General features: G+C 66.5%; 21 protein-coding genes and 1 tRNA gene. 10 read left to right on the forward strand and 12 right to left on the reverse strand.

The genetic code is table 11. The features are described from left to right. The 6 genes from F467_RS0111860 to F467_RS0111885 all read right to left on the reverse strand — a co-directional run bounded on the left by F467_RS0111860 (position 1) and on the right by F467_RS0111885 (position 8,970). Positions 1-3,903, reverse strand: coding sequence for a YhdP family protein (locus tag F467_RS0111860; protein WP_018138652.1), 3,903 nt, complete (start codon positions 3,901-3,903; stop codon positions 1-3). Between the two features lie 153 nt (positions 3,904-4,056). Further along, on the reverse strand, positions 4,057-5,583 hold the full coding sequence (gene rng, locus F467_RS0111865) for a ribonuclease G (protein WP_018138651.1): 1,527 nt from the start codon (positions 5,581-5,583) through the stop codon (positions 4,057-4,059). A gap of 81 nt (positions 5,584-5,664) precedes the next feature. Beyond that, positions 5,665-6,783 carry an AI-2E family transporter gene (locus F467_RS0111870; protein ID WP_018138650.1) on the reverse strand — a complete coding sequence of 373 codons (1,119 nt, stop codon included), beginning with the start codon at positions 6,781-6,783 and terminating at the stop codon, positions 5,665-5,667. Continuing rightward, positions 6,780-7,256, reverse strand: a complete 477-nt coding sequence (locus F467_RS0111875; RefSeq protein ID WP_018138649.1) for a hypothetical protein — start codon at positions 7,254-7,256, stop codon at positions 6,780-6,782. The genes F467_RS0111870 and F467_RS0111875 overlap by 4 nt, the downstream gene beginning before the upstream one ends. A gap of 14 nt (positions 7,257-7,270) precedes the next feature. Then, the gene (locus tag F467_RS0111880; RefSeq protein ID WP_018138648.1) at positions 7,271-8,014 is read right to left on the reverse strand and encodes a type 1 glutamine amidotransferase; all 744 of its coding nucleotides are present in this window, start codon (positions 8,012-8,014) and stop codon (positions 7,271-7,273) included. Then, positions 8,011-8,970, reverse strand: a complete 960-nt coding sequence (locus F467_RS0111885) for a LysR family transcriptional regulator (RefSeq protein ID WP_018138647.1) — start codon at positions 8,968-8,970, stop codon at positions 8,011-8,013. Before F467_RS0111885 ends, F467_RS0111880 begins: the two co-directional genes overlap by 4 nt. A 182-nt stretch (positions 8,971-9,152) precedes the next feature. Here F467_RS0111885 and F467_RS0111890 point away from each other — a divergent pair, with 182 nt between their 5' ends. The 3 genes from F467_RS0111890 to rpmG all read left to right on the forward strand — a co-directional run bounded on the left by F467_RS0111890 (position 9,153) and on the right by rpmG (position 11,381). Continuing rightward, positions 9,153-10,889: a bifunctional diguanylate cyclase/phosphodiesterase gene (locus F467_RS0111890; protein ID WP_018138646.1), complete on the forward strand. Its 1,737-nt coding sequence runs from the start codon at positions 9,153-9,155 to the stop codon at positions 10,887-10,889. A gap of 74 nt (positions 10,890-10,963) precedes the next feature. Continuing rightward, on the forward strand, positions 10,964-11,200 hold the full coding sequence (gene rpmB, locus F467_RS0111895; protein WP_012983361.1) for a 50S ribosomal protein L28: 237 nt from the start codon (positions 10,964-10,966) through the stop codon (positions 11,198-11,200). Between the two features lie 10 nt (positions 11,201-11,210). Further along, positions 11,211-11,381, forward strand: a complete 171-nt coding sequence (gene rpmG / locus F467_RS0111900) for a 50S ribosomal protein L33 (protein WP_012983362.1) — start codon at positions 11,211-11,213, stop codon at positions 11,379-11,381. A 116-nt stretch (positions 11,382-11,497) separates the two neighbouring features. Here the strand turns inward: rpmG and F467_RS0111905 are convergent, their stop codons facing one another. Next, on the reverse strand, positions 11,498-11,707 hold the full coding sequence (locus F467_RS0111905; RefSeq protein WP_018138645.1) for a hypothetical protein: 210 nt from the start codon (positions 11,705-11,707) through the stop codon (positions 11,498-11,500). Positions 11,708-11,781: 74 nt separating this feature from the next. Between F467_RS0111905 and F467_RS0111910 the strand changes: the two genes are divergently transcribed. The 3 genes from F467_RS0111910 to mutM are packed head-to-tail and all read left to right on the forward strand — an operon-like array spanning position 11,782 to position 14,752. Continuing rightward, positions 11,782-12,996 (forward strand): EAL and HDOD domain-containing protein, encoded by a 1,215-nt coding sequence (locus F467_RS0111910; RefSeq protein ID WP_018138644.1) that lies wholly within the window; start codon positions 11,782-11,784, stop codon positions 12,994-12,996. 3 nt (positions 12,997-12,999) lie between these two features. Beyond that, complete coding sequence (locus F467_RS0111915; RefSeq protein ID WP_018138643.1) at positions 13,000-13,944, forward strand: hypothetical protein; 945 nt, start codon at positions 13,000-13,002, stop codon at positions 13,942-13,944. Then, positions 13,937-14,752: a bifunctional DNA-formamidopyrimidine glycosylase/DNA-(apurinic or apyrimidinic site) lyase gene (gene mutM, locus F467_RS0111920; protein WP_018138642.1), complete on the forward strand. Its 816-nt coding sequence runs from the start codon at positions 13,937-13,939 to the stop codon at positions 14,750-14,752. Before F467_RS0111915 ends, mutM begins: the two co-directional genes overlap by 8 nt. Positions 14,753-14,780: 28 nt before the next feature. Here mutM and spoT read toward each other — a convergent pair whose 3' ends face one another. The 5 genes from spoT to ispB form a co-directional block, all read right to left on the reverse strand. Beyond that, positions 14,781-16,952, reverse strand: coding sequence for a bifunctional GTP diphosphokinase/guanosine-3',5'-bis pyrophosphate 3'-pyrophosphohydrolase (gene spoT / locus F467_RS0111925; RefSeq protein ID WP_018138641.1), 2,172 nt, complete (start codon positions 16,950-16,952; stop codon positions 14,781-14,783). 13 nt (positions 16,953-16,965) lie between these two features. Continuing rightward, positions 16,966-17,241, reverse strand: a complete 276-nt coding sequence (gene rpoZ, locus F467_RS0111930; protein WP_017925738.1) for a DNA-directed RNA polymerase subunit omega — start codon at positions 17,239-17,241, stop codon at positions 16,966-16,968. Positions 17,242-17,275: 34 nt separating this feature from the next. Then, positions 17,276-17,926: a guanylate kinase gene (gene gmk / locus F467_RS0111935; protein WP_018138640.1), complete on the reverse strand. Its 651-nt coding sequence runs from the start codon at positions 17,924-17,926 to the stop codon at positions 17,276-17,278. 85 nt (positions 17,927-18,011) lie between these two features. Continuing rightward, positions 18,012-18,088: transfer RNA gene (locus F467_RS0111940), tRNA-Pro, on the reverse strand. Positions 18,089-18,216: 128 nt separating this feature from the next. Further along, on the reverse strand, positions 18,217-19,185 hold the full coding sequence (ispB, locus tag F467_RS0111945; RefSeq protein WP_018138639.1) for an octaprenyl diphosphate synthase: 969 nt from the start codon (positions 19,183-19,185) through the stop codon (positions 18,217-18,219). 202 nt (positions 19,186-19,387) lie between these two features. On the opposite strand from ispB, the gene rplU reads away from it, so the two are divergent. The 4 genes from rplU to proB all read left to right on the forward strand — a co-directional run bounded on the left by rplU (position 19,388) and on the right by proB (position 22,276). Then, positions 19,388-19,699 carry a 50S ribosomal protein L21 gene (gene rplU, locus F467_RS0111950; protein WP_012983371.1) on the forward strand — a complete coding sequence of 104 codons (312 nt, stop codon included), beginning with the start codon at positions 19,388-19,390 and terminating at the stop codon, positions 19,697-19,699. Between the two features lie 33 nt (positions 19,700-19,732). Beyond that, positions 19,733-19,993: a 50S ribosomal protein L27 gene (gene rpmA, locus F467_RS0111955; protein WP_012983372.1), complete on the forward strand. Its 261-nt coding sequence runs from the start codon at positions 19,733-19,735 to the stop codon at positions 19,991-19,993. An 88-nt stretch (positions 19,994-20,081) separates the two neighbouring features. Next, the gene (gene cgtA, locus F467_RS0111960; RefSeq protein WP_018138638.1) at positions 20,082-21,149 is read left to right on the forward strand and encodes an Obg family GTPase CgtA; all 1,068 of its coding nucleotides are present in this window, start codon (positions 20,082-20,084) and stop codon (positions 21,147-21,149) included. After that, positions 21,146-22,276 carry a glutamate 5-kinase gene (gene proB / locus F467_RS0111965; RefSeq protein WP_018138637.1) on the forward strand — a complete coding sequence of 377 codons (1,131 nt, stop codon included), beginning with the start codon at positions 21,146-21,148 and terminating at the stop codon, positions 22,274-22,276. The genes cgtA and proB overlap by 4 nt, the downstream gene beginning before the upstream one ends. Positions 22,277-22,337: the final 61 nt, after the last annotated feature.

A 22,337-nucleotide genomic window follows, 5' to 3' on the forward strand; every position in this document is an offset into this window, starting at 1 on the left:
CTAGTCGTCGTTGTCAGTGGCGGGCTGAACCAGGGTCTGCACCTCCGGGTCGTCCCACGGACCGGTGACGCGATATTCCACGCGAGCGGCCTCTTCGATTTGATCCCCAATCCCCAGCACTCGTTCCGCCAACAGTACCACCACCCCGGTTACCGGACCGCCGACCAGGGCCCCGACGATCGGCAGTGCGGTACGCAGACTCGGCACCACCACGATGTGGTGATCGTAATCGCGCGCGACCAGGCCGGTGCGACCGCTCAGTCGTACGCGCGCGGATGGGCCCCGCATCTCCAGATCGGGGACGTGCAGATTGCCATCTTGCAGCGTCGCGGTCGCCTCCAGCCGATCGAACGAAAGTCCTTCCGTGAACACGTCACGGAAATCGAGCCGCAGACGTCGCGGCAACACATCCAGACTCACCAGCCCCAGCAGGCGCCCTGCCCCCGGCTCGACATCCGCCAGGCGGCCATCTTCGAGTTCCAGCTCCATCGTCCCGACCAGTAACGCCAGGCGCGGTGCATACAGCGGACCAGGCCAGGACAGGTCCAGTCGACCCTCCCCCTCGCCCCCCACCAGTGCGCGGGAGAGCCGTGCCGATGACAGGGCCCCTCCCCAGTCATCACCAGACAGCCGGACATCCAGACGGCTGTCGGGCCGTCCGTCGGCGAGGACATGCCAATGGCCAGTCCCTTGCGCCCGCAAATCGCCGTCCGGGCCGCGGGCGCGCAGGCTCTCCACCCGCAGACCCTGGTCCACGGGCTCCAGTGCCAGGTGGACATCGGCCAGGCGGTACTCGCCGACTTGCAGCCGGTCCAGGATCAGATCCACCCCCGGCCACTCCCGCGGGTCCTCCAGCCCCCCTCCCTCGACAGCCCGAACGGTCGTATCGCTGTCCGGCTCGCCATCAAATTCCACGTCCTCGAGGATCAAATGACGCAGGCGCGCCTGCCAGCGGTCACGGCCATCGCCGGACGCACGCCAGGAGGCGCTTCCCGCCAGCCAGGCAGACTGGGCCTCCAGGTCCCAGCCCTCGTCACGACGCTGCCCCTGCAGGCGCGTACCCGGGATCTCCAGCTCGCCCCAGCGGATACGATCGCGCACGTCCAGCTCGATCCGCTGCAGGCTGAGGCCGCCGCTGCCATCTGCGGCTTCCACATCCCCCAGATCCACATCCCGCGCCCAGGGCGCCTCGGCCAGCGCCTCCAGCCAGGGCTGGACCTCCAGCTCCGGCAACCGCGCCCGCACCGAGAGGCCCTCGCCCGGAAGCGAGAGCAGGGTTGCGGCCGGGATGCCTATCTCCAGCGCCATGGCCTGCACGTCCGTTCCGGCCGCAGCGGTCTGTGGATCCACCCCGCGCGCAGCCGGGTCGTCCGGTGCCTGACTTGGGCTCAGGCGCAGGTGGGCCCGCAAGGTCTCGCCCAGCCGCACATGCCCGATGCCCGCCCGGCTGTGACCGAACGGGAGCGTTACCTCCAGTGGGCGCCGCTCATCGGGTTCCTTGCCAATCGGGCTGGGCCAGTCGATCCCGACGCCGACCAGATCCGAGCTCAGGTCGAGACGCACGCCATCGATGGCATCCCCCAGCCGCAGGGTCGCATCCCAGGTCGCGCGCCCCTCCAGATATGGCTGCAGGGCGGGTATCTCCTCCAGCCACGGTTCCAGCGGCTGGGGGCCATGGGCGCGAATCGTGGCCTCCTCGCCGTTCAGCGGCCAGTCGGCGCTGACATTGATCCACTCTCCATGGACTCGTGCCTGCACATCATCGGCCCATACCCGGTCGTGGGTATCAAAATGCACCGCACCCTCCACGGCCTCGAAGCCGGTCGGCCAGCCGGCGACTTCGGCCCGCGTATGCAGCAGGTCCAGCCGTCCCTGCACACGGACATCCTGCAGGCGGTCCTCGTCGAGCGGCAGGGTAATGCCCAGGGCCAGACGCGTGGGCCCCTCGATCATGGCCGCATCGCGAATCTCGGCGGCGTCCTCCAGCAACCCGGCCTGACGCAGGTACAGCAGCAGGTCCTGTGCGGTGCCGTCGCCCGTCCCTTCGATTTCCAGGACCGGGGTGTCCATCATGTCGTCGATCCACACCTCGGTGCCGTGGACCGCCGTATCGAGGATGCGTCCCGAGACATCGGTCGCGCGGAAACTCGCGTTGTGGAACAGCAGGCGCCCGCGCAAGTCCTCCGCCACCGGCCAGCCGGGCTCGTAATCGAGCCGGCCTTCCTCGATATCCGCCCACAGGTCGAACACACCCGACTGATCCGTAAACGGGAAGTCGCGGCCACGGCCGCGATAGACCATACCGCCCCCGTCGGAGACCCCCGTCTGGATGCTCTCCGCCAGCCACTGGTAGGTATTGGACGGCAACAAATGAATGGGCAGATAACGCTGGGTGTAGTCGCCGTCGGCGCGCAGGATATCCAGCGCCAGGTCCACGCGCGGGCCCGACTCGTGTCCGTCGAACAACAGCCGCATGCGTCCGCGCGCCGCCGCGTGCTCGTTCGCGACATCGAGCCCCTCCCCGGCGATGCGCCAGTCACCCGCCTCGCTGCGCTCGGCCCGCAGCCGCCCGCGCACCGTCTCGACCCACAGGGGGTCATCAAACAGGGTCGGCATCTCGAAGCGCACATTGCGGCTGTCGAGGTCGAGCTCCAACCCGCCCTCGCGCCAGGAGACCTCCCCGTCGACCCCCTGCACGCCCGGCCCGTAATCGCCCGCATGCCATTGCAGATCGCGCAGTTGCGCCAGCCCCTCTGCCGGCTCCAGGCGTTCCCCGTCATGCCGCGCCCGCACCCAGGCATCGCCGAGCCGTCCGCGCGGGCGCACCTCGCGCAGGGGGGCGGCCAGCTCGGGCGCGCGCTGCTCTACCAGGAACAACAGCGGCGCATAGGGCTCCACCTCCAGGTCCCGCGCCGCGAGTTCCAGCGCCTCGACGATCAGGGCCTCGGGTTCCCCCCCGAGCGTATAGCGCAGGCGCAGATCGCCCGACCCCGGGCGCGTCGCGGTCCAGTTGGATTCATGGGCGGCGCCGCGCACCCGCCAGTCGAAGCGATGACCAAAGGCGCCCCCCGGCTCGCCCCCGGCTCCGTCCAGCTGGGTGTCGTGCTCGCCGCGCAGCGCGACCACACGGCCATCGTCGATCTCGCCCCACAGGCGCAGAGCGGTCGTGCCAGGAGGCGGCTCCCAGCCCAGGCGCACCAGCCAGGGAGACCAGGCGCCCAGTGCCACCGGTTCGGTATCGAGGAAGAAACGCGCGTCGCGGGCGGTCGCGTCCGGCACCTCCACCCCCAGGATGAAGTCACCGTCGGCCGCCCCCTGCATGGCGCCGTCGAGAAAGACTCGCAGCCGGCCCCGGGCATCCGTCCGCACGGCCAGGCGCCGCACGTCCAGGACCGACTCCAGCGCCGCCCCGCGGTCCTCCCAGGTGACGCGCACCTCGCTCGCCTCGAGATCCGGCCAGCGCTCCACCGGGATCTCCAGCAAGGCGCCGTCGCCCAGCCCCACCTCGTAGCCGTGTACGTGAATCGCGCCATCGGCCTCGCGGACCACCCGGACCTCGGTGCCGGCCACTTCGATCTGCATCGACGGAAAACGGCTTCGCAGCGTCGCACCGGCGCTGAGTGACAGGCGCAGACGTTCGAGATGCAGCGGTTCCTCGCCGGACAGGTCGACACGCACGCCCCGGGCAACCAGCGCCGGCGACCAGCCGGACCAGCCCAGATCGATCTCGTCCGTGCGAACGGGGTAGCCCAGCTGTGCGCTGGCCGTGGTCTCCACCCACTCGTCCAGCCCGTCCCAGTGGGCCACCGTCAGGCGCAGAGACAGCAAGGCAAGCGCAGCCAGCGCAATCAGCAGCAGGAGGACGCCAACAGCGACACGAACGGAGTGTGACAGGGCTCTCATTTCAGCCCCGACCGGCCGCAACACCGCCGGCCCGGTGTGCCGGGACCCCTGCGCTGTCTGGGCCCGTGCATCGCTGTCACGCCGTCCGTTTCCTCCTCCGTTCCTGGCTGGGGGCTCGTTTACCCAGCGTTTTCCTGGCTAGAACAAAACCACCTAGATGAAAACCACGTCGAACTGCTCCTGGGTATATAGCGTCTCCACCTGGAAACGGATCGGGATGCCGACAAAGCTCTGCAGCTCCGCCAGGCTCGCCGATTCCTCGTCCAGAAGCAGGTCGATCACGTTCTGCGAGGCGAGCACGCGCAGTTCGCGCGCGTCGTACTGACGTACCTCGCGCAGGATCTCGCGAAACAGCTCGTAGCAAACGGTCTCGGCCGACTTCAGATAGCCGCGCCCCGCACAGGTTGGACACGGTTCGCAGAGCTGGTGTTCCAGGCTCTCGCGCGTTCGCTTGCGCGTCATCTCCACCAGCCCCAGTGGCGAGACATCGCAGATCTGCGTCTTCACGTGATCGCGTTCGAGCGCCTTCTCCAGCGCGCGGATCACCTGGCGCTTGTGCTCGTCGTCCTGCATGTCGATGAAATCGATGATGATGATCCCGCCGAGATTGCGCAGGCGCAGCTGGCGCCCGATCGCCTGGGCCGCCTCGAGGTTGGTCTTGAAGATCGTCTCTTCCAGCTTGCGATGCCCGACGAAACCGCCGGTATTGATATCCACCGTGGTCATCGCCTCGGTCTGGTCGAAGATCAGGTAGCCCCCGGACTTCAGCTCGACCTTGCGCTCCAGCGCCCGCTGAATCTCCTCCTCGACATTGAACAGATCGAAGATCGGGCGCTCGCCAGGGTAATGCTCGATCCGCCCGACCAGCTCCGGGAGGTACTGTGCGACGAACTCGCACACCTTCTGGTAGGTCTCGCGTGAATCGATACGGATGCGCTCGATCTCGACCCCGACCATGTCGCGCAGGATGCGCAGTACCAGCGGCAGGTCGGCGTAGACCTCCTCCCCCGCACTGGCCTCGGCGGCGGCGAGCTGAATGCTGTCCCAGACCTTCTTCAGGAAGGCCGTGTCGTTTTCCAGGGCCTCGTCGTCCACCAGCTCCGCCGCGGTGCGCACGATAAAGCCATGCTGCGGGGCGATCTCGTCGCGCAGCGCCTCCACCTTCTCGCGCAGACGACTGCGCGAGCCCTCGTCCTCGATACGCGTGGATACGCCGACATTGCTCTGATTCGGCATCAGCACCAGATGGCGGGACGGCACGGTGATGTAGGTCGTCAGCCGGGCGCCCTTGGTGCCCAGGGGGTCCTTGATCACCTGCACCAGAACATCCTGGCCTTCGCGCAGCAACTCGCGGATGGTCTCGGCACGGCCGGAACCATTGCCGCCGCCGTTTCCGGCGCCATTGCCCGCCCCATTGCCCACTCCTGGGCCATTAAGCTCTTCACGCTCCACCGGGGCCACGTCGGAGGCATGCAGAAAGGCCGTACGATCCAGGCCGATGTCCACGAAGGCCGCGTCCATGCCCGGGAGCACGCGCACGACACGACCCTTGTAGATATTGCCGACGATCCCGCGCCGACGGGCCCGCTCCAGGTGCAGTTCGGTCAGAACGCCGTTGTCGACCAGGGCCACGCGGCTTTCCTGGGGGGTGACGTTCATCAGGATTTCGGTACCGGTCATGCTGGGTTTTTCTTCTTGTTGTTGTGAATGTGCAAGCCACGCCGGCCTCCCGCGCAGACGCGGAACGCCGGCCCGGCGGGGCTACTTGGAGTCGGCTTCGGCGGGCTCGGGCGTTGCGGCCTGCTGCTCCGCCTCGCGCCTGGCCTCGAGCTTGTCGGTGCGCGGCCAGGACTTGATCACCGCGTGCACAAGGGTCGCCAGCGGGATCGCGAAGAACACGCCCCACAGCCCCCAGATGCCACCGAACACGAACACCGCCGCGATGATCGCGACCGGGTGCAGATTGACCACCTCGGAGAACAGCAGCGGGACGAGCACATTGCCGTCCAGGAACTGGATCACCCCGTAGGCGATCAGCAGCCACGCAAACTCGCTGGACAGCCCGAACTGGAAGTAGGCCACCGCGGCCACCGGGATCGTCACCACTGCCGCCCCGATATACGGGATGATCACCGAGATGCCGACCATGAACGACAGCAGCACGGCGTATTCCAGCCCGAACCAGTTGAAGGTCAAAAAGCTCACTGCCCAGACGATCAGGATCTCGATGAACTTGCCGCGCACGTAGCTGGCGATCTTCACGTTGACCTCGCGCCACACCTCGCTGGCCAGGTGCGAGTCGCGCGGCATGAAGCTGCGTACCCAGTCGAGGATCAGGTCGCGGTCCTTCAGCATGAAGAAGACCATCAGCGGCACCACGATCAGGTAGATCACAACATCCACCAGATGCCGGGCGCTGGCCAGCGAGAACGAGACGACGCGCTGTCCCAGCATGGTGGCCTCGGCCTGGATGGCGCCCATCAGATCGCGCACCTGCTCGTCCGTAATCAGTTGCGGATATCGCTCGGGCAGCTGCAGGAGCAGCGCCTGCCCCTCGCGGATCATGCCCGGCAGTTCGCGCACCAGTTGCGTCACCTGGGCCGACATCAGCGGCACGACACTAAAGAGGGCAGCCACCGTCAGCGCCAGGAAAACGATCAGCACGATCGTGACCGCCAGCAGGCGTGGAACATGCAGGCGTATCAGCTTTTGCACCGCCCCCTCCAGCAGGTAGGCGATAATCAGCGAAGCGAGCAGCGGCGCGAGAATGCGCCCGGCGAAGACGATAATCAGGAACCCCGCCAGCAGCAGGAACGCCAGGATCACTACCTGAGGGTCGGTGAAGTGCCGCCGGTACCACTCGCGCAGGACGTCGATCATCGCGACTCGTCCCCGTCAGCCGAACCACCGTTCGCCTGAGTATCCTCGCCCTGGCGCATCGGGTCCTCGGCCAGTACCTTTTCGTAGTGGGTCTGGAACACAACCTCCAGCTCGTCGATCACCTCCACCGCCGAACGCCCCTGCATCACATGCTGGGCCATCAGCGCCGAAGTCTCGTTGAGCAGCTTGGAGCGATCCAGCATGTGATAGGTCGCCGACAGCCGGCGCATCGCCTTGACCACCGACTCCTGCTCCGGGCGCGGAATCGGCTCCGGCTCGGGCACCGGTTCCGGTGCCGGGGCCGGCGACTCCTGTTCAAGGAATCGCGCGAATTTCAGCAGGCTGGCCTGATCCTCGGGCGACAAGCGTGACGCGATCTCGGCCAGCTCGCGCGCCGGGTCGTCCTTTTTCTTCTTGCCACGGGCCAGGGCGGAGGCGACATCGCCCCCGCCCAGCCCGCCGGGACTGCCCATCGGAGGGAGCATGCCTACTCGTTCTCGATCTTCAGGCTGAACACGGGCATCTTGCGCCGCTCCTGCATCAGGCCGAGCTCCTTCACCAGGGCAACGATCACGTCCTCGGTGACCTTTTGCATGTCACCCCATTCCATGCGCGCCTCGCCCAGCAACTCGCCCATGTTCGGCGGCGGGTTGTGCTTGGCCTCCATGATGATGTCTTCCAGCATGCCCGGCTTCATTTCCGGCCGGAACAGCAGGCCGTAGGTCAGCTTGTCCGGCCGGACCGCCAGCCAGTCACCATCGTCGTCCACCAGGACCGGCTCCAGCCCCTCCGGCAGATCCACGCGGCCGTTGACCAGCTGCAGCACGCGACGCCCGTCCAGGGCCTCGGCCAGGTCGTCGCCCTCGCCGGCCGCGGTCTTGTGCGCAGTCACGAAACGGGCCCGGTACATCGGGTCCTCATGCGCGGTGCCGCCAGCCTGTTCGGCTACCAGCAGCCCGCCCATGCCCAGCCCCACGACCGGGCGCTGCGAACGGCGGAAGATATCAATCAGCGCCAGCTCGTCGGGGACCTGCGGGTTTTCTTCATGGTCCGCGGTCGGCCAGGCACCACCGAGCAGCCACAGGCCGTCAAACTGGGCCGCCGACCCGGGGAGGTCCTGGCCGACAAAAGGCCGGTAATAGGAAAAGCCGATATCGCGCTTTTCGAGCTGCGATTCGATCAGGCCGAGAAACTCGGAATAGCTATGCTGCACTACGCAGTAATTCTTCATGTCGCGTCTTCTATTCGATTGGATTCTGTGTTCGCGGGGTCACCCTCGGCAGCGCCGGGCCCCAGGCCCGTGCAGTAGCCGCGCAGGAACTGCATCAGCACCTCCAGCGTCGGCACGCGGAACTGCTGGCGCGCATGCACCAGCGAGATCGGGCGTTCCAGCGGCGGGTCCAGCGGGATCGCCGCCAGCTCGCCCAGTGTCAGTTCCTTGGCGACCACGGCCTCGGACAGTACCGACACGCCCATGCCCGCCGCCACGGCGCCCTTGATGGCCTCCGGGCTGCCGAGTTCCATACACCCGCGCAGGGTATTGCGGTCGTAACCGGACCGCCCAAGGTACTCCATGATGACCTCGCGGGTCCCGGAACCCTCCTCGCGGCATATGAATGGCTGCTCGACGAACTCCGCGACCCGCACACTCTTGCGGCTGGCCAGTTCGTGCTCCGGCGGCACAATCAGGCGCAACTGGTCCACCGTGCAGGGCTGTACCAGCAGGGTGCGATGGCTCACCGGCGCCTCGACGATCCCCAGGTCAACACTGCCCTCTTCAACCATCGCGACGACATTCTCGGTGTTGCCGACACGCAGCCGGATACCGATATCCGGGTGTGCCCGACGGAAGGCGCCGAGCAGGGCCGGCAGCATGTACTCGGCCACCGTCATGCTCGCGCCGATCACGATCGCCCCGCCGTCAGCACCCTTCAGCTCGCGCAGCGCGGCCTCCAGCTCGCCGTAGGTATCGAAGATGCGCTCGGCATAGCGCTGCACCAGACGCCCGGCCTCGGTCAGGGTCACCCGATTGTGGTTACGGTCGAACAGCCGCGTCTCCAGCTGCTCCTCCAACTGGCGCACCTGGAAGGTGACTGCCGGCTGGGTCATATGCAGGACCTCGGCCGCCCTGGTAAAGGACAGGAGGCGCGCCACCGTAAGAAAGACCTGCAAGCGTCTATCGGCCATGCACCACTCCGCAACCCGTACGATTCGGCATGCTACCAAGCCACTCGCAAGGGGGACAGCCAGACGCACACCCATGAGCGACTGGCACCCACCAGTGACCGGGGAATGAACTCACCAGTCTCACGGGAATCAATTTTTAAAGAGGGACAGGCTGACAAAACTCATTCCAGCAAGGAACGCGCATGGAGCAGCTTTCGGAGTTTGACCGACCCTGGCGTCCCGAATCCTGGCTCGGGGTAACCGGCGCCTGGCGCCTGACCGGCGTGGGCCTGGTCCTGATCCTGATGGCCGGCATCACACTGCTGGTCTATCAGACTGGCGGCACCAGCACGGCCTATCTCAACTTCATCCTGATCCCGGTACTGCTGGGCGCCGCCCTGATGGGCCTGTGGGGCGGACTGGCCTTCGGCCTGCTCGCCGGGCTTCTGCTGGGGCCTCTCATGCCCCTGAACGTGGACGAAGGTATTGCACAGCCGACCCTCAACTGGGCAACGCGGGCAGGGATCTATCTGGTGCTGGGCGGGTTCAGCGGCTGGCTGTTCTCCCAGCTGCGCCAGCACGCAGCGCGGCTGTTCGATCAGGCCTACCACAACCCCGTGACCGGCCTGCCCAATCGCGAGTCACTGGAACAGCATATCCGCCATTTGATGGCCCAGGCGGAGGGCTCGGAGCAGCCCGCGACCCGGGTATTCGTGATCAGCCTGCAAATGGACAATTATGCGGACACGATCAGCGCCCTGGGCTTCGCCGCGGAGAGACCCCTGCTGATGGGGATTGCCGAACGACTTCAGGCCGTCGCCGGGAGTTCGGACACGCTCGTCTACCATATCCACGACGACCACTTCGCCCTGCTGCTGCCCCACCGCAGCCGCCAGGAGTGCCTGGCCACCACACAGGAGGCCGTGGAAGAGTTGCAGGCGCCGTTCGAGGTGCTCGGGCTGCCGGTTTACGTCGGGGCCCACGCCGGGGTGTCCTCTTTTCCGTTCCACGAACAGGACGACCCGCAAAGCCTGCTGACCAAGGCCTGGATGGCGATGCACGAGGCCAGTCAGTCGGGCCGGCGCTACCGCACCTACGACCGACGCAGCAACGACGCCGGCCGCCAGACCGTGGAGCTTCTGGGCGAGCTGCAAAGCGCCCTGGAGGACGACCAGTTCCAGCTGTACTACCAGCCCAAGGTCACCCTGCGGCGTGACGAATTGTGCGGCTTCGAGGCCCTGTTACGCTGGCAGCACCCGCACCGAGGACAGGTACCGCCGGACCGGTTCATTGCACAAGCCGAACGCACCGGGCTCATCCACGCCCTGACGCTCAAGGTGCTGGACCTGGCGATCGCCGACCTCCTCGTGCTGCGCGAGCAAGGCATCCAGGCCCCGGTCAGTATCAATGTCTCGGCGCGCAACTTCCTCGATCCCGACTTTGCACAAACCATTATCGAGCGCATAGAAGCCGCCGGTCTCCCGCCCTGCGCGCTGGAAATCGAGTTCACCGAGACGGCCCTGATGGCCGATCCTGATCAAGTCATCGAGGCCCTGCGGCGTCTGACAGAGCGCGGGCTCGCACTCTCCATCGACGACTTCGGCACCGGATATTCCTCTCTTGCCTACCTGAGGCGACTCCCGGTGACGACCCTCAAGGTCGATCAAACCTTCGTCTCCCACATGGCCACTCAGAGGGTGGACGAGCAGATCACCCGCGCGGCCGTGGGCCTCGCACACGACCTTGGCCTGAAGGTGATTGCCGAAGGCGCGGAAGACAGCCAGACCCTCGCCATGCTGCGCGAACTGGGCTGCGACGCCGTCCAGGGCTTCGGGGTCGCCCGCCCCATGCCCTTCGGCGAGGCACTGCAATGGGCACGCCATCAGACGGTCGAGCCCTCGTTGCGGCGCGAGTGCGCACTGGAACAGGACGATCCGTGATGATCTTGCGCCCGGCCGCCGACTGGGCTAAGATCCGCCGTCTTTTGCTAGACCCAATTTCCGGAGTCCCCGAGATGGCCCGAGTATGTCAGGTGACCGGCAAGCGCCCGGCGACTGGTAACAACGTATCCCACGCCCACCGCAAGACGCGGCGGCGTTTCCTGCCCAATCTGCACACCCACCGCTTCTGGGTGGAGAGCGAGAACCGCTTCGTGCGGCTGCGCGTGAGCAGCAAGGGCATGCGGATCATCGACAAGCTGGGCATCGATGCGGTGCTCGCGGACTGCCGCGCACGCGGCGAAAAGGTGTAAGGAGCTACCCATGGCAGCGAAGAGCGCACGCGACAAGATCCGCCTGGTGTCCTCCGCCGGCACCGGTCACTTCTACACCACGTCGAAGAACAAGCGGAACATGCCCGAAAAGATGGAGATCAAGAAGTTCGATCCCGTCATCCGCAAGCACGTGATGTACAAGGAAGCCAAGATCAAGTAATCCCTGCCCGGCGCGAGAGCGCCTGATGGCAGAGCTATAAGCCCGGCTTGGCCGGGCTTTTTTATTTCCTGTGGCCTCGAGTGGGCGCACCATCACGGGCACCACTCATTCGGAGCCTATCCTTCCCCGGCCGCTCCCTGCTGTGCCGCCGTCTCTGCCCAGCGCATCATCATGCGTCCCCACTGATGGGCGGTTGCCGGATCCAGTTCGATCTTGGTGTAACGGCCGCCATCGCGGATAATAACCCTCAGGAGAGGGACTCCCGAGTCGTGCAGGATCTGCCGCAACTCCACGACCTCACCAAACGGCGCATCAATCGACTCCATGATGTGTTCGCTCTCTCCCGGGCCGGCCGCGCGCAGATCGAGCCGCCTCGTTCATCAACTGGCAAAGCGCAAGCATGCACCCTATTTTTGTCGGCCGGCAACCCATCTTCGATGCGCACGAGCACCTGGTCGGCTTCGAACTCCTGTTTCGCGCCGGCCACCGTAGCGAAGCGGCGGTGACCAATGGCGACGAGGCCACCTCGGACCTGCTGCGAAGCGCGTTCGTGGATATCGGCCTGCCCCATCTGGTCGGTCCGCATCTGGCCTTCGTCAACCTGACGCGGTCCTTTCTCGACGACGACATCATTACCAGCCTGCCGCCCGAACAGGTGGTCCTGGAGATCCTCGAGGACATCGAGATCGATTCCGAGGTCGTCGCCGCGGTACAAAGGCTGAAGCAACGCGGTTTTCGCATCGCGCTGGATGACTACCAGTTTCAGGTCCACCACTCGCCGCTGGTGGCACTGGCAGACATCGTCAAGCTCGATGTGCTGGTTTTGTCCACCGAGGCACTGGCGCGCGAGGTCGAGACGCTGCGCGCATTCGGCGTAGAGCTGCTGGCAGAGAAGGTCGAAACCGCCGAGTGCTACCACCACTGCCAGCAACTGGGTTTTCGCTACTTCCAGGGCTACCACCTGTCACACCCGCACGTGATCGAAGGCCAGCGCCTGGAGAGCCTGGAAGTCGCGCTGTTGAAGCTGCTGAAGACACTGCAGGACCGCGATCCCGAACCGTCGGAACTGGAACGTCTCATTGGCGCTGAACCCGATCTAGCCGCCCAGATCCTGCGCATCGCCAACAGCCCCGCGTACCGGGCAGAACAGCCCACGGTCGATCTGGCTTCGGCGATCGAGCGTCTGGGACAGGGGCGAATCCGCCGCATCGGGATGCTGCTGGTGCTCAACAATGCGGCCGGACCCTCGGCCGCGGTCGAACAGGTCATGATCCGCGCCCGCATGGGGATGCTGCTCGCCCGGGCGTGCAACCTGACAGCCCCGGAGTGCGAGTGCCACTTCTCGCTGGGGATGCTCTCGGGATTGGACCGCGTACTGGGCATCCCGCTGCGTCGCATCCTGAACGAACTGCATCTGGTGCCAGAGACGGAACAGGCGCTGATCGAACACAAAGGCCCGCTCGCCCCCTGGCTGGAGACCATCGAGGCGTTCGAGGGACCGGCAAACCCGCCCCCCGCCGGCGAATCCCCGGTGGCGCCACAGGTTGCCAGCCGGCTCTACCTGGAATCGGTACGCTGGACCGAGGACATACTCGACGCGCTGTCCAGGACCTGACTGATGGCACCCCACCTGTACAACCGACTCGTCTCGCCCGGGACGACGCTCCAGGACGGCCTCCACGTGCGACTGGATGCCCCCGTGGGGATCCAGGCCGGGGCCGGCCGGATCGAGGTCGCCCCCGGCCTCGAGGCCCTGGCCCCGGATCTCTATATCGAGAGCTGGTGTGGAAACGGCCCAGCACGTTCAACGAACGCCACGCCCCTGCATCTGCTGGAGTTCGATGATGTTCTGTTCGCCGCCTGGCAGGGCCCGGACCGACCTTTGCGCGAACAAACCGAGCAGGCCTACCGTCAGCTCCTGAACGCCTGCAGGGAACGCGGCTTCGAGCACCCGGCACGCATCTGGAACTATTTTTCCGACATCCACGGTGACGAACAGGGCCAGGAACGCTACCAGGCCTTCTGTATCGGGCGCGCCGAGGCGCTGGGGGCGCTCGAAGTCCCGCTGGGCAGCATGCCTGCAGCCACCGCAATCGGCACCCGGCAACCGGGCCTGTTCGTCTACCTGCTTGCCACCCGTGCCCCGGCCCGTGCGATCGAAAATCCGCGCCAGGTCAGCGCCTACCACTACCCCGAACGCTACAGCCCGAGAAGCCCGGCCTTCGCGCGCGCCACGCTGCTGCTGACCGCGACCGGGCCCATGCTGATGGTCTCCGGCACGGCGAGTATCGTCGGTCACGAAAGCCGCCACCCGGACGATGTGGTGGCCCAGGCGCGCGAGACGGTAACCAACCTCCAGGCCCTGCACGACACGGCAGGGCGCGAACTCCCCGGCCCCGCGTGGTTGCGGGTCTACCTGCGGCGTCCCAAAGATCGCACCGCCGTTGCAGGGGTGATCGCGGACCACTACAAGGCAATGAAGCCGGGCCCCGTCATCCAGTGGGCCCGGGGCGACATCTGCCGGCCAGAACTCCTGCTGGAAATCGAGGGCGTTCATGCCTGAGCTCCCCGAGGTCGAGACCACCCGGCGGGGCCTGTCACCTCTTCTTGAAGGCCAGACCATCGAACGGCTCGAGGTACGCAATGGACGCCTGCGCTGGCCGGTGCCGGAGGAGCTGCCCGGGCGTCTGGCCGGGGCCCGCATCACGACATTGGCGCGACGAGCCAAATACCTGCTGCTGGACACCGACCGTGGCGGGGCACTATTGCATCTCGGTATGTCCGGCTCGCTGCGCCACTGCACGCCCGACGTCCCGCTGCGCACGCACGATCACCTGATCCTGCATCTGACGAATGGCTCGCAGGTGCGCTTTCACGATCCTCGCCGCTTCGGGTGCTGTCTGCCGCTGCCGGAGACCGGTGAGGTGCACCCTCTGCTGGCCGCCCTGGGGCCGGAACCACTCGATGCCACATTCAACGGCGACTACCTGTTCCACCGCAGCCGCGGGCGCCGGGGCCCGGTCAAGGCCTTCATCATGGATCAGGATATCGTGGTCGGGGTGGGCAACATCTATGCGACCGAGGCGCTCTTCCTGGCCGGGATCCGTCCGGGGCGGGCCGCCGGGCGCGTAACCCGGGCGGAATACGAACGACTGGCCGGATTCATCCGCACCGTGCTGGGCGCGGCGATCGAACAGGGCGGCACAACCCTGCGCGACTTCCTGCGCGAGGACGGGACACACGGGTATTTTCGCCAATCACTGCGGGTCTACGGGCGCGCCGGAGAGCCGTGCCTGGAGTGTGCGACACCGCTGCGCAACCGGCGCATCGGGCAGCGCGCCTCGGCCTACTGCCCGACCTGCCAACGGTAGCGAGCCGCGCACGCCCGGGAAACGCTAACTAGCCGCGCTGACGCGCGATCCGCAGCACATCCGGAAGACGCCGCAGGCCGCGCATGATCTGGGCCAGGTGCTGACGATCACTGACGGTCAACAGGAAGGTCATCGCGGTGGAGTGGCCATCCTGCTCGTTGAACGAGATGTGCTCGATATTCGAGCCGTGATCGGCGATCACGGCCGCCATGTCGGCCAACGCACCGCGCCGGTTGGCGGTGCGGGTGCGCACCGCCGCGGTGAATTGCAGTTCCGGCTCGTGCGACCACTCGAGCGCGATCGTCTTGTCCGCCCGGTCGCGGCTCTCGTGCAGCACGTTGCGGCAGCTCTCCCGGTGCACGACCAGCCCACGCCCCGCGCTCAACTGGCCGATAATCGGGTCACCCGGGATCGGGTGGCAGCAGCGGGCGTAGTTCAGCACCAGCCCCTCGGTACCCTTGACCGCCAGGGTAGTCTGAGTCGTGTTGTCGGCGTCCGCGCTCTCCTTGCCCACCATCTGGCGCGCGACCAGCGAGGCCATGCGGTTGCCCAGCCCGATATCCACCAGCAGGCTGTCCAGGTCCTGTAGCTGCATCGCGTCCAGCAGCTGATCCAGACGCGCCGGCGAGATCTGCTTGAGCGAGGCGTCCAGCGCGCTCAGGGCCTTCTCCAACAGGCGCTCGCCGAGGGCCCGGGCCTCGTCCGACTGCATCGACTTCAGGCAATGCCGGATACCAGAGCGGGCCTTTCCGGTGACGACGAAGGACAGCCAGGCAGGGTTGGGGCGCGCGCCAGGCGCGGTGACAATCTCGACCGTCTGTCCACTCTGAAGGCGTACCGAAAGCGGCGCCAGCTGGCGATCGATCTTCGCGGCCACGCAGCGGTTGCCGACATCGGAATGCACCGCATATGCGAAGTCGATCGGGGTCGCATCGCGCGGTAGAACCAGAATGTCGCCCCCGGGGGTGAAGGTGTAGACCTCGTCCGGGAACAGATCGACCTTCACGTTCTCCAGGAACTCAATGGAGTTGCCGACGCTGTTCTGGATCTCCAGCACATCCTTAAGCCACTCGCGGGCCCGGCTCTGCGCGGTTCGCGCGGACTCGCCCCCGGCCTTGTACTGCCAGTGCGCGGCGATCCCGCTCTCGGCCACGCGATCCATCTCGGTGGAGCGGATCTGCACCTCGATCGGGATGGCCTGCGGCCCGAACAGGATGGTATGCAGCGACTGGTAGCCGTTCGACTTGGGGATCGCGATGTAGTCCTTGAAGCGCCCCGGCACCGGCTTGTAGAGGTTGTGCACCACGCCCAGCGAGCGATAGCAGGTGTCGACATCGTCGACGATGATGCGGATGGCGAAAACGTCGAACACCTCCTCGAACGAGTGGTGCTTGTCGCGCATCTTGCGATAGATGCTGTACAGGCTCTTTTCGCGCCCGGAGATGCGCCCGACGATCCCCGCCGCCTCCATGCGCGAGCAGATGGCCTGCTCGATGTTCTTCATTGGCTCGCGCCGGTTGCCCCCGGCCCGCTGCACGGCGCGCTCCAGCACGGCGGCGCGCCAGGGATGCTTGGCGGAAAAGCCGAGCTGCTCCAGCTCGCGGCGGATCGCGTTCATCCCCAGGCGCTGGGCGATCGGCGCATAGATCTCCAGGGTTTCCTTGGCGATGCGGCGGCGCTTGTCCGGGCGCATCACGCCCAGGGTGCGCATATTGTGCAGGCGGTCGGCCAGCTTGATCAGGATCACCCGGATGTCGCGGGTGATCGCCAGCATCATCTTGCGGAAGTTCTCCGCCTGCGCCTCGGCCTTGGACTGGAACTGCAGGTGGGTCAGCTTGGAGACACCATCGACCAGCTCGGCCACCTCCTCGCCGAACTCGGCGTGGATGCGGTCCTTGCTGGTGGCGGTGTCCTCCATGACGTCATGGAGGATCGCGGCGCAGATGGCCTTGTGGTCCATCCGCATCTCGGCCATGGTCCGGGCCACGGCCAGCGGGTGGTAGATATACGGCTCGCCGGTCTTGCGGGTCTGGCCTTCGTGGGCCTCCGCGCCCAGCAGATAGGCGCGATAGACCTCCTCGACTTCGTCCGGCTCGAGATAGGACTCGAGCTCGGAACACAGATCGCTGATCAGGAATCGGGTCGAGTCACCGGGAACCGGCGATGCGGCCCCGGGCGCGGCTGGCTGCCCAGCGGCCATGAGTTATCGATCCCTAGCGTTCGTCGGCTTCCAGCTGCTCCAGATGGCGGATCGTGCTGAAGTCCAGCATCTGGTTCTGGGGCCGTTCATCGTGCTCGTCGAACACCTCGGTGCCGACCAGCCCCTCGGCGATCTCGCGCAGGGCGATGACCGTGGGCTTGTCGTTGTCCTCGGATACACGGGGCTCCTTGCCGTGTGCGATGTGACGGGCCCGGCGGGCCGCCATCAGCACCAGTTCGAAGCGATTGTCCACTTTTTCGAGGCAGTCCTCGACGGTGACGCGTGCCATGGGTACTCCGGTTATGAGTCGTTAATACTGCATGTTACGCCGTGCCCGGCGTGCTCGCCAACAGATTCCGTATCGTCGATGCGGAGCGTATCTCCTGCTCTACCGTGCGCAGACGGTTGGAACGGAAGATGCTGGCCAGATCACTAACCGCCCGCTCGAAATCCGAGTTGACGACCGTGTAGTCATATTCGCGGAAATGCGTGCAATCAGACTCCGCGTCGCGCAGGCGCCGCTGGATAACCTCTTCGCTGTCCTGCCCGCGTCCGCGCAGGCGGCGTTCCAGCTCGTCGCGCGACGGCGGCAGAATGAAGATCGAATGCGCATCCGGCACCGCCGCACGCACCTGGCGCGCACCCTGCCAGTCGATCTCCAGGATCACGTCCATGCCGGCATCCAGGCGCTCTTCGACACTGGCGCGTGCGGTGCCATAGAAGTTGTCGAACACCTTCGCGTGTTCCAGCAGCTGGCCGTCCTCGATCATGCCGAGGAATTCCTCGGCCGAGACGAAGTGATAGTGCTCGCCGTCAACCTCGCCAGCGCGCGGCTTGCGCGTCGTATGCGAGACCGAGACCTCGACCTGCTCCACCCGCTCCAGCAAAGCGGCGACCAGGCTGGTCTTGCCTGCGCCCGATGGCGCGGAAACGATGTAGAGGGTGCCGCGAACGGCCTGGGAAGTGGCGGTCATGAACGCGTCCGCAGGAGCAGAACAGGAATGGAATCATCGGCTGGCTGCCGGCCAGATACGACCCGGCACACCAGGGAAATAGAGTTGGTCGGAGTGAAAGGATTCGAACCTTCGACCCCTGCCTCCCGAAGGCAGTGCTCTACCAAGCTGAGCTACACTCCGAACCGAGCCCGCTATTATGCCGAGCCACTCCGGGCGTGTCCATGCCCTCGGCCAACGGAATACGTGATCCGGGCAACGCCCGATGCGCTTGCGCGGCCGCGAGTGCACCGACCCGCGGCCGCGCCCGGTCAGTGATCGCGGCCCACCGCGAAGCGCGCGAGGTCGATCAGGGCCTGGCGGTGTGGCGACTCGGGGAGCACGGACACCGCGGCAATCGCTGCCTCGGTCTCCGCGGCCGCGCGTTCGCGGGCGTAGTCCAGGGCCCCGGTGGCGTGGACAACCTCGAGCACCGCATCCACCTGTTCGCGCCCGCCGTCTTCGATCGCCTGACGCACAACGGTCTGCTGCTCCGGCGTACCGACCCGGATCGCCTGGATCAGCGGCAGGGTCGGCTTGCCCTCGGCCAGGTCATCGCCCATGCGCTTGCCGGTCACGGCATCGTCGGAAGAGTAGTCGAGCACATCGTCGATCAGCTGGAAGGCGGTGCCCAGATGCATGCCATAGCGCGCGAGCGACTCTTCCTCGGCCCGCGGACGCTCGCCCAGGATGGCGCCCAGCTGGCAGGCGGCCTCGAACAGCTTGGCCGTCTTCGACTGGATCACGTTCATGTAGCGGGCCTCGTCGACATCGGCATCGTGGCAGTTCATCAACTGCATCACCTCGCCCTCGGCGATCACGTTGGTCGCGTGGGCCAGGATCTCCATCACCCGCATCGAACCAACCTCGACCATCATTTCGAACGCGCGCGAGTAGAGAAAATCGCCGACCAGCACCGCGGCCTCGTTGCCAAAGATGTGGTTCGCGGTCTCGTTGCCCCGGCGCATCTCGGAGGCATCGACCACATCGTCATGCAGCAGGGTCGCGGTGTGGATAAACTCCACCACCGCAGCCAGCACCACCGGCTCCTCACCCTCGACCGCGCAGGCGCGCGCCGACAGGGTCGCCAGCAGGGGCCGCAGGCGCTTGCCCCCGGAGTGGATAATGTAGTGACCCAGCTGGTTGATCAGCACCACCGGCGAACTGAGCCGGTCACGGATGCACTGGTCGACCGCCTGCATGTCGTCTGCAGCCAGCTCTCGGATTGCGTTGATGGACATGCGGGTAGGCGCGCCAGTATGAGGAAGTTGGTAGGCGCTGGCATGCTAGGAAGGCCCCGGTGGGGTGTCAAGCGCGCACCGCCGAATGGCATTGACCCGAACGCGACTCGCTGCTAGCATTTCCGCCCTTTCGCGAGACCGGTCTTCAGTTCCAGACTTTACGGGCCGGTCCACACAGGTATCGCAACGGAGTCCCAGGGAAATGTACGCGATCATCGCAACAGGTGGTAAACAGTACCGCGTCGCCGAAGGTGACGTGATCCGCATCGAAAAGCTTGAGGCCGAAGCCGGCTCCGAGGTCGAGTTCGACCAGGTGCTGATGGTCGGTTCGGGCGACGATGTTCGCGTCGGGGCCCCGCTGGTCGACGGCGGCAAGGTGACCGCGAAGGTCGAGGACCATGGCCGTGCCAAGAAGGTCCACATCATGAAATTCCGGCGCCGCAAGCATTCGCAGAAGCAGATGGGGCACCGCCAGCACTACACCACCGTGCGCATCACCGGCATCGCCGGCTGACGCGCCGGCGCACTTTTTCAGGAGAACGAATCCATGGCACATAAAAAGGCAGGCGGGAGTACCCGCAACGGGCGCGATTCCGAGAGCAAACGCCTGGGCGTAAAGCGCTTTGGCGGCCAGGTCGTGCGCGCCGGCAACATCCTCGTCCGTCAGCGCGGGACGCAGTATCATCCCGGCGAGAACGTGGGTTGTGGCAAGGACCACACGCTGTTCGCGAAGGTGGACGGCCAGGTCGTGTTCAAGGTCGGTGGGCCGAACAACCGGCGCTTTGTGAGCGTGCAGCCGCAGCAGTAAGCGGACACGCCACTGGTAGCGCCAAAAGCCCCGTTCCGCGGGGCTTTTTTATTGTGCGCATCAAGAACGGGAACCAGGAAGAAGCGGCATGAAGTTCATCGACGAGGCAACCATTACCGTGAAGGCCGGCGACGGCGGGAACGGCTGCGTGAGCTTTCGCCGCGAGAAGTTCATCCCGTTTGGCGGGCCGGACGGCGGTGACGGGGGCGATGGCGGCTCTGTGTGGCTGGTCGGCGACGAGGGGCTCAACACCCTGGCCGACTTCCGCTACCAGCGCCGCTTCGACGCCCAGCGTGGCGAGAACGGCATGGGGCGCCAGCGCACCGGTGCCTCCGGCGCGGACCTGGAGATCCCGGTCCCGGTCGGCACCCAGGTCCGTGACGCCGATACCGACGAGGTCCTGGGCGATATCACCCGCGACGGCGAGCGCCTGCTGGTCGCCCAGGGCGGCTTTCACGGGCTCGGCAACACCCGCTACAAGTCCTCTACCAATCAGGCCCCGCGCCAGAGCAAGCCCGGCACGCCGGGCGAGCTGCGAAAGCTGGCGCTTGAGCTGATGGTACTGGCTGACGTGGGGCTTCTGGGCCTGCCGAATGCCGGCAAGTCCACCCTGCTCTCGCGCGCCTCGGCCGCACGTCCGAAGATCGCGGATTACCCGTTCACCACCCTGATCCCGCAGCTGGGCGTGGTGCGCATCGGACCGAACCAGAGTTTCGTGATGGCCGATATCCCCGGCCTGATCGAGGGCGCGGCCGAGGGCGCCGGGCTGGGCACCCGCTTTCTCAAGCACCTGGCGCGCACCCGTTTGCTCCTGCACGTGGTCGACGTGGCACCGCCCGACCCCGAGGCCGATCCGGTCGCAGACATGCAGACCGCGCTGGGCGAGCTCGAACGCCACAGCGACGAACTGGCCGGCCGTCCGCGCTGGATCGTGCTGAACAAGAAGGAACTGCTGGACGCCGAGGCCCTCGAGACCCTGATCACGAGGGTGCGCGAGGTGGCGGGCGGCGAGCGCCCGGTGTTCACCATCTCCGCCGCCACCGGCGACGGGGTGGACGCGCTGATGCAGGCCGTCATGCGCCACGTCGAAGCGGCGAACCAGGAACCCGCTACGGCCCCCACGGCGACCGGCGAGGCCGGGGAGGATCACGCGTGAGCACCCGCGCCCTGCGCGAACTCCCGGCCATCCGCCGCGTGGTGGTCAAGATCGGCTCCGCGCTGATCACCGCCGATGGCGCGGGCCTGGATCGCCCGGCGCTGGAATCCTGGGCTCACCAGATCGCCGCGCTGCGGCGCAAGGGGCTGGAGGTCATCCTGGTCTCCAGTGGCGCCGTGGCCGAGGGCATGCGCCGGCTCGGGATGAGCGAGCGCCCGCACCAGCTGCATCGCCTGCAGGCCGCCGCGGCCGTGGGGCAGATGGGTCTGGTGCAGGCCTACGAGCGGGAGTTCGCAAGCCACGACCTGCACGCGGCACAGGTCCTGCTGACGCATGACGACCTCGCCGATCGCTCGCGCTACCTGAATGCCCGTTCGACCATGCAGGCCCTGCTGGAGATGGGGACCATCCCCGTGGTGAACGAGAACGACACGGTCGCCTACGAGGAGATTCGGCTGGGGGACAACGACACCCTGGCGGCCCTGGTCGCCAACCTCGTGGTCGCAGACCTGCTGCTGATCCTGACCGACCAGGACGGCCTGTTCGACCGTGATCCGCGCCAGCACGCCGACGCAGAGCTGATCCACGAGGGCCGCGCCACGGATACCGAACTGCACCGCTTCGTGGCTGCCGATTTCGGGCGCCTGGGGCGCGGCGGCATGGCCACCAAGCTCAAGGCCGCGGAGCGCGCCGCGCGCTCCGGCACGCATACCGTGATCGCCTCCGGGCGCGAGGCCCAGGTGATCGGCCGCGTGCTGAAGAACGAGCGCCTGGGCACCTGGCTAAAGCCCGACCGCGAGCCGCTGGCCGCGCGCAAGCGCTGGCTGGCCGACCAGCTGCATTCGCGCGGCGAACTCCTGCTGGATGCCGGCGCAGCACGCGTACTGCGCGAGTCGGGCCGCAGCCTGCTGCCGGTGGGCGTGGTGGGCCTGCGCGGCGACTTTCGCCGCGGCGAGGTCGTGACCTGCGTCGACCCGGACGGCCGCCCGGTCGCGCGCGGGCTGACCAACTACGCCTCCAGCGAGGTGGAACGCATCCGCGGCCTGCGCGCGGACCATGTCGAGGCGGAGCTTGGCTACCTCCTGGAACCCGAGCTCATTCACCGCGACAATCTCGTTCTCTTGTAGATGCATTGCCCCGGCGATCCCACCGCCCGACGAATGCGGTAAGGTGCCCGCATCCCGAATC

The sequence above is a fragment of the Thioalkalivibrio sp. ALJ12 genome (assembly GCF_000378305.1).
Taxonomy (GTDB): domain Bacteria; phylum Pseudomonadota; class Gammaproteobacteria; order Ectothiorhodospirales; family Ectothiorhodospiraceae; genus Thioalkalivibrio.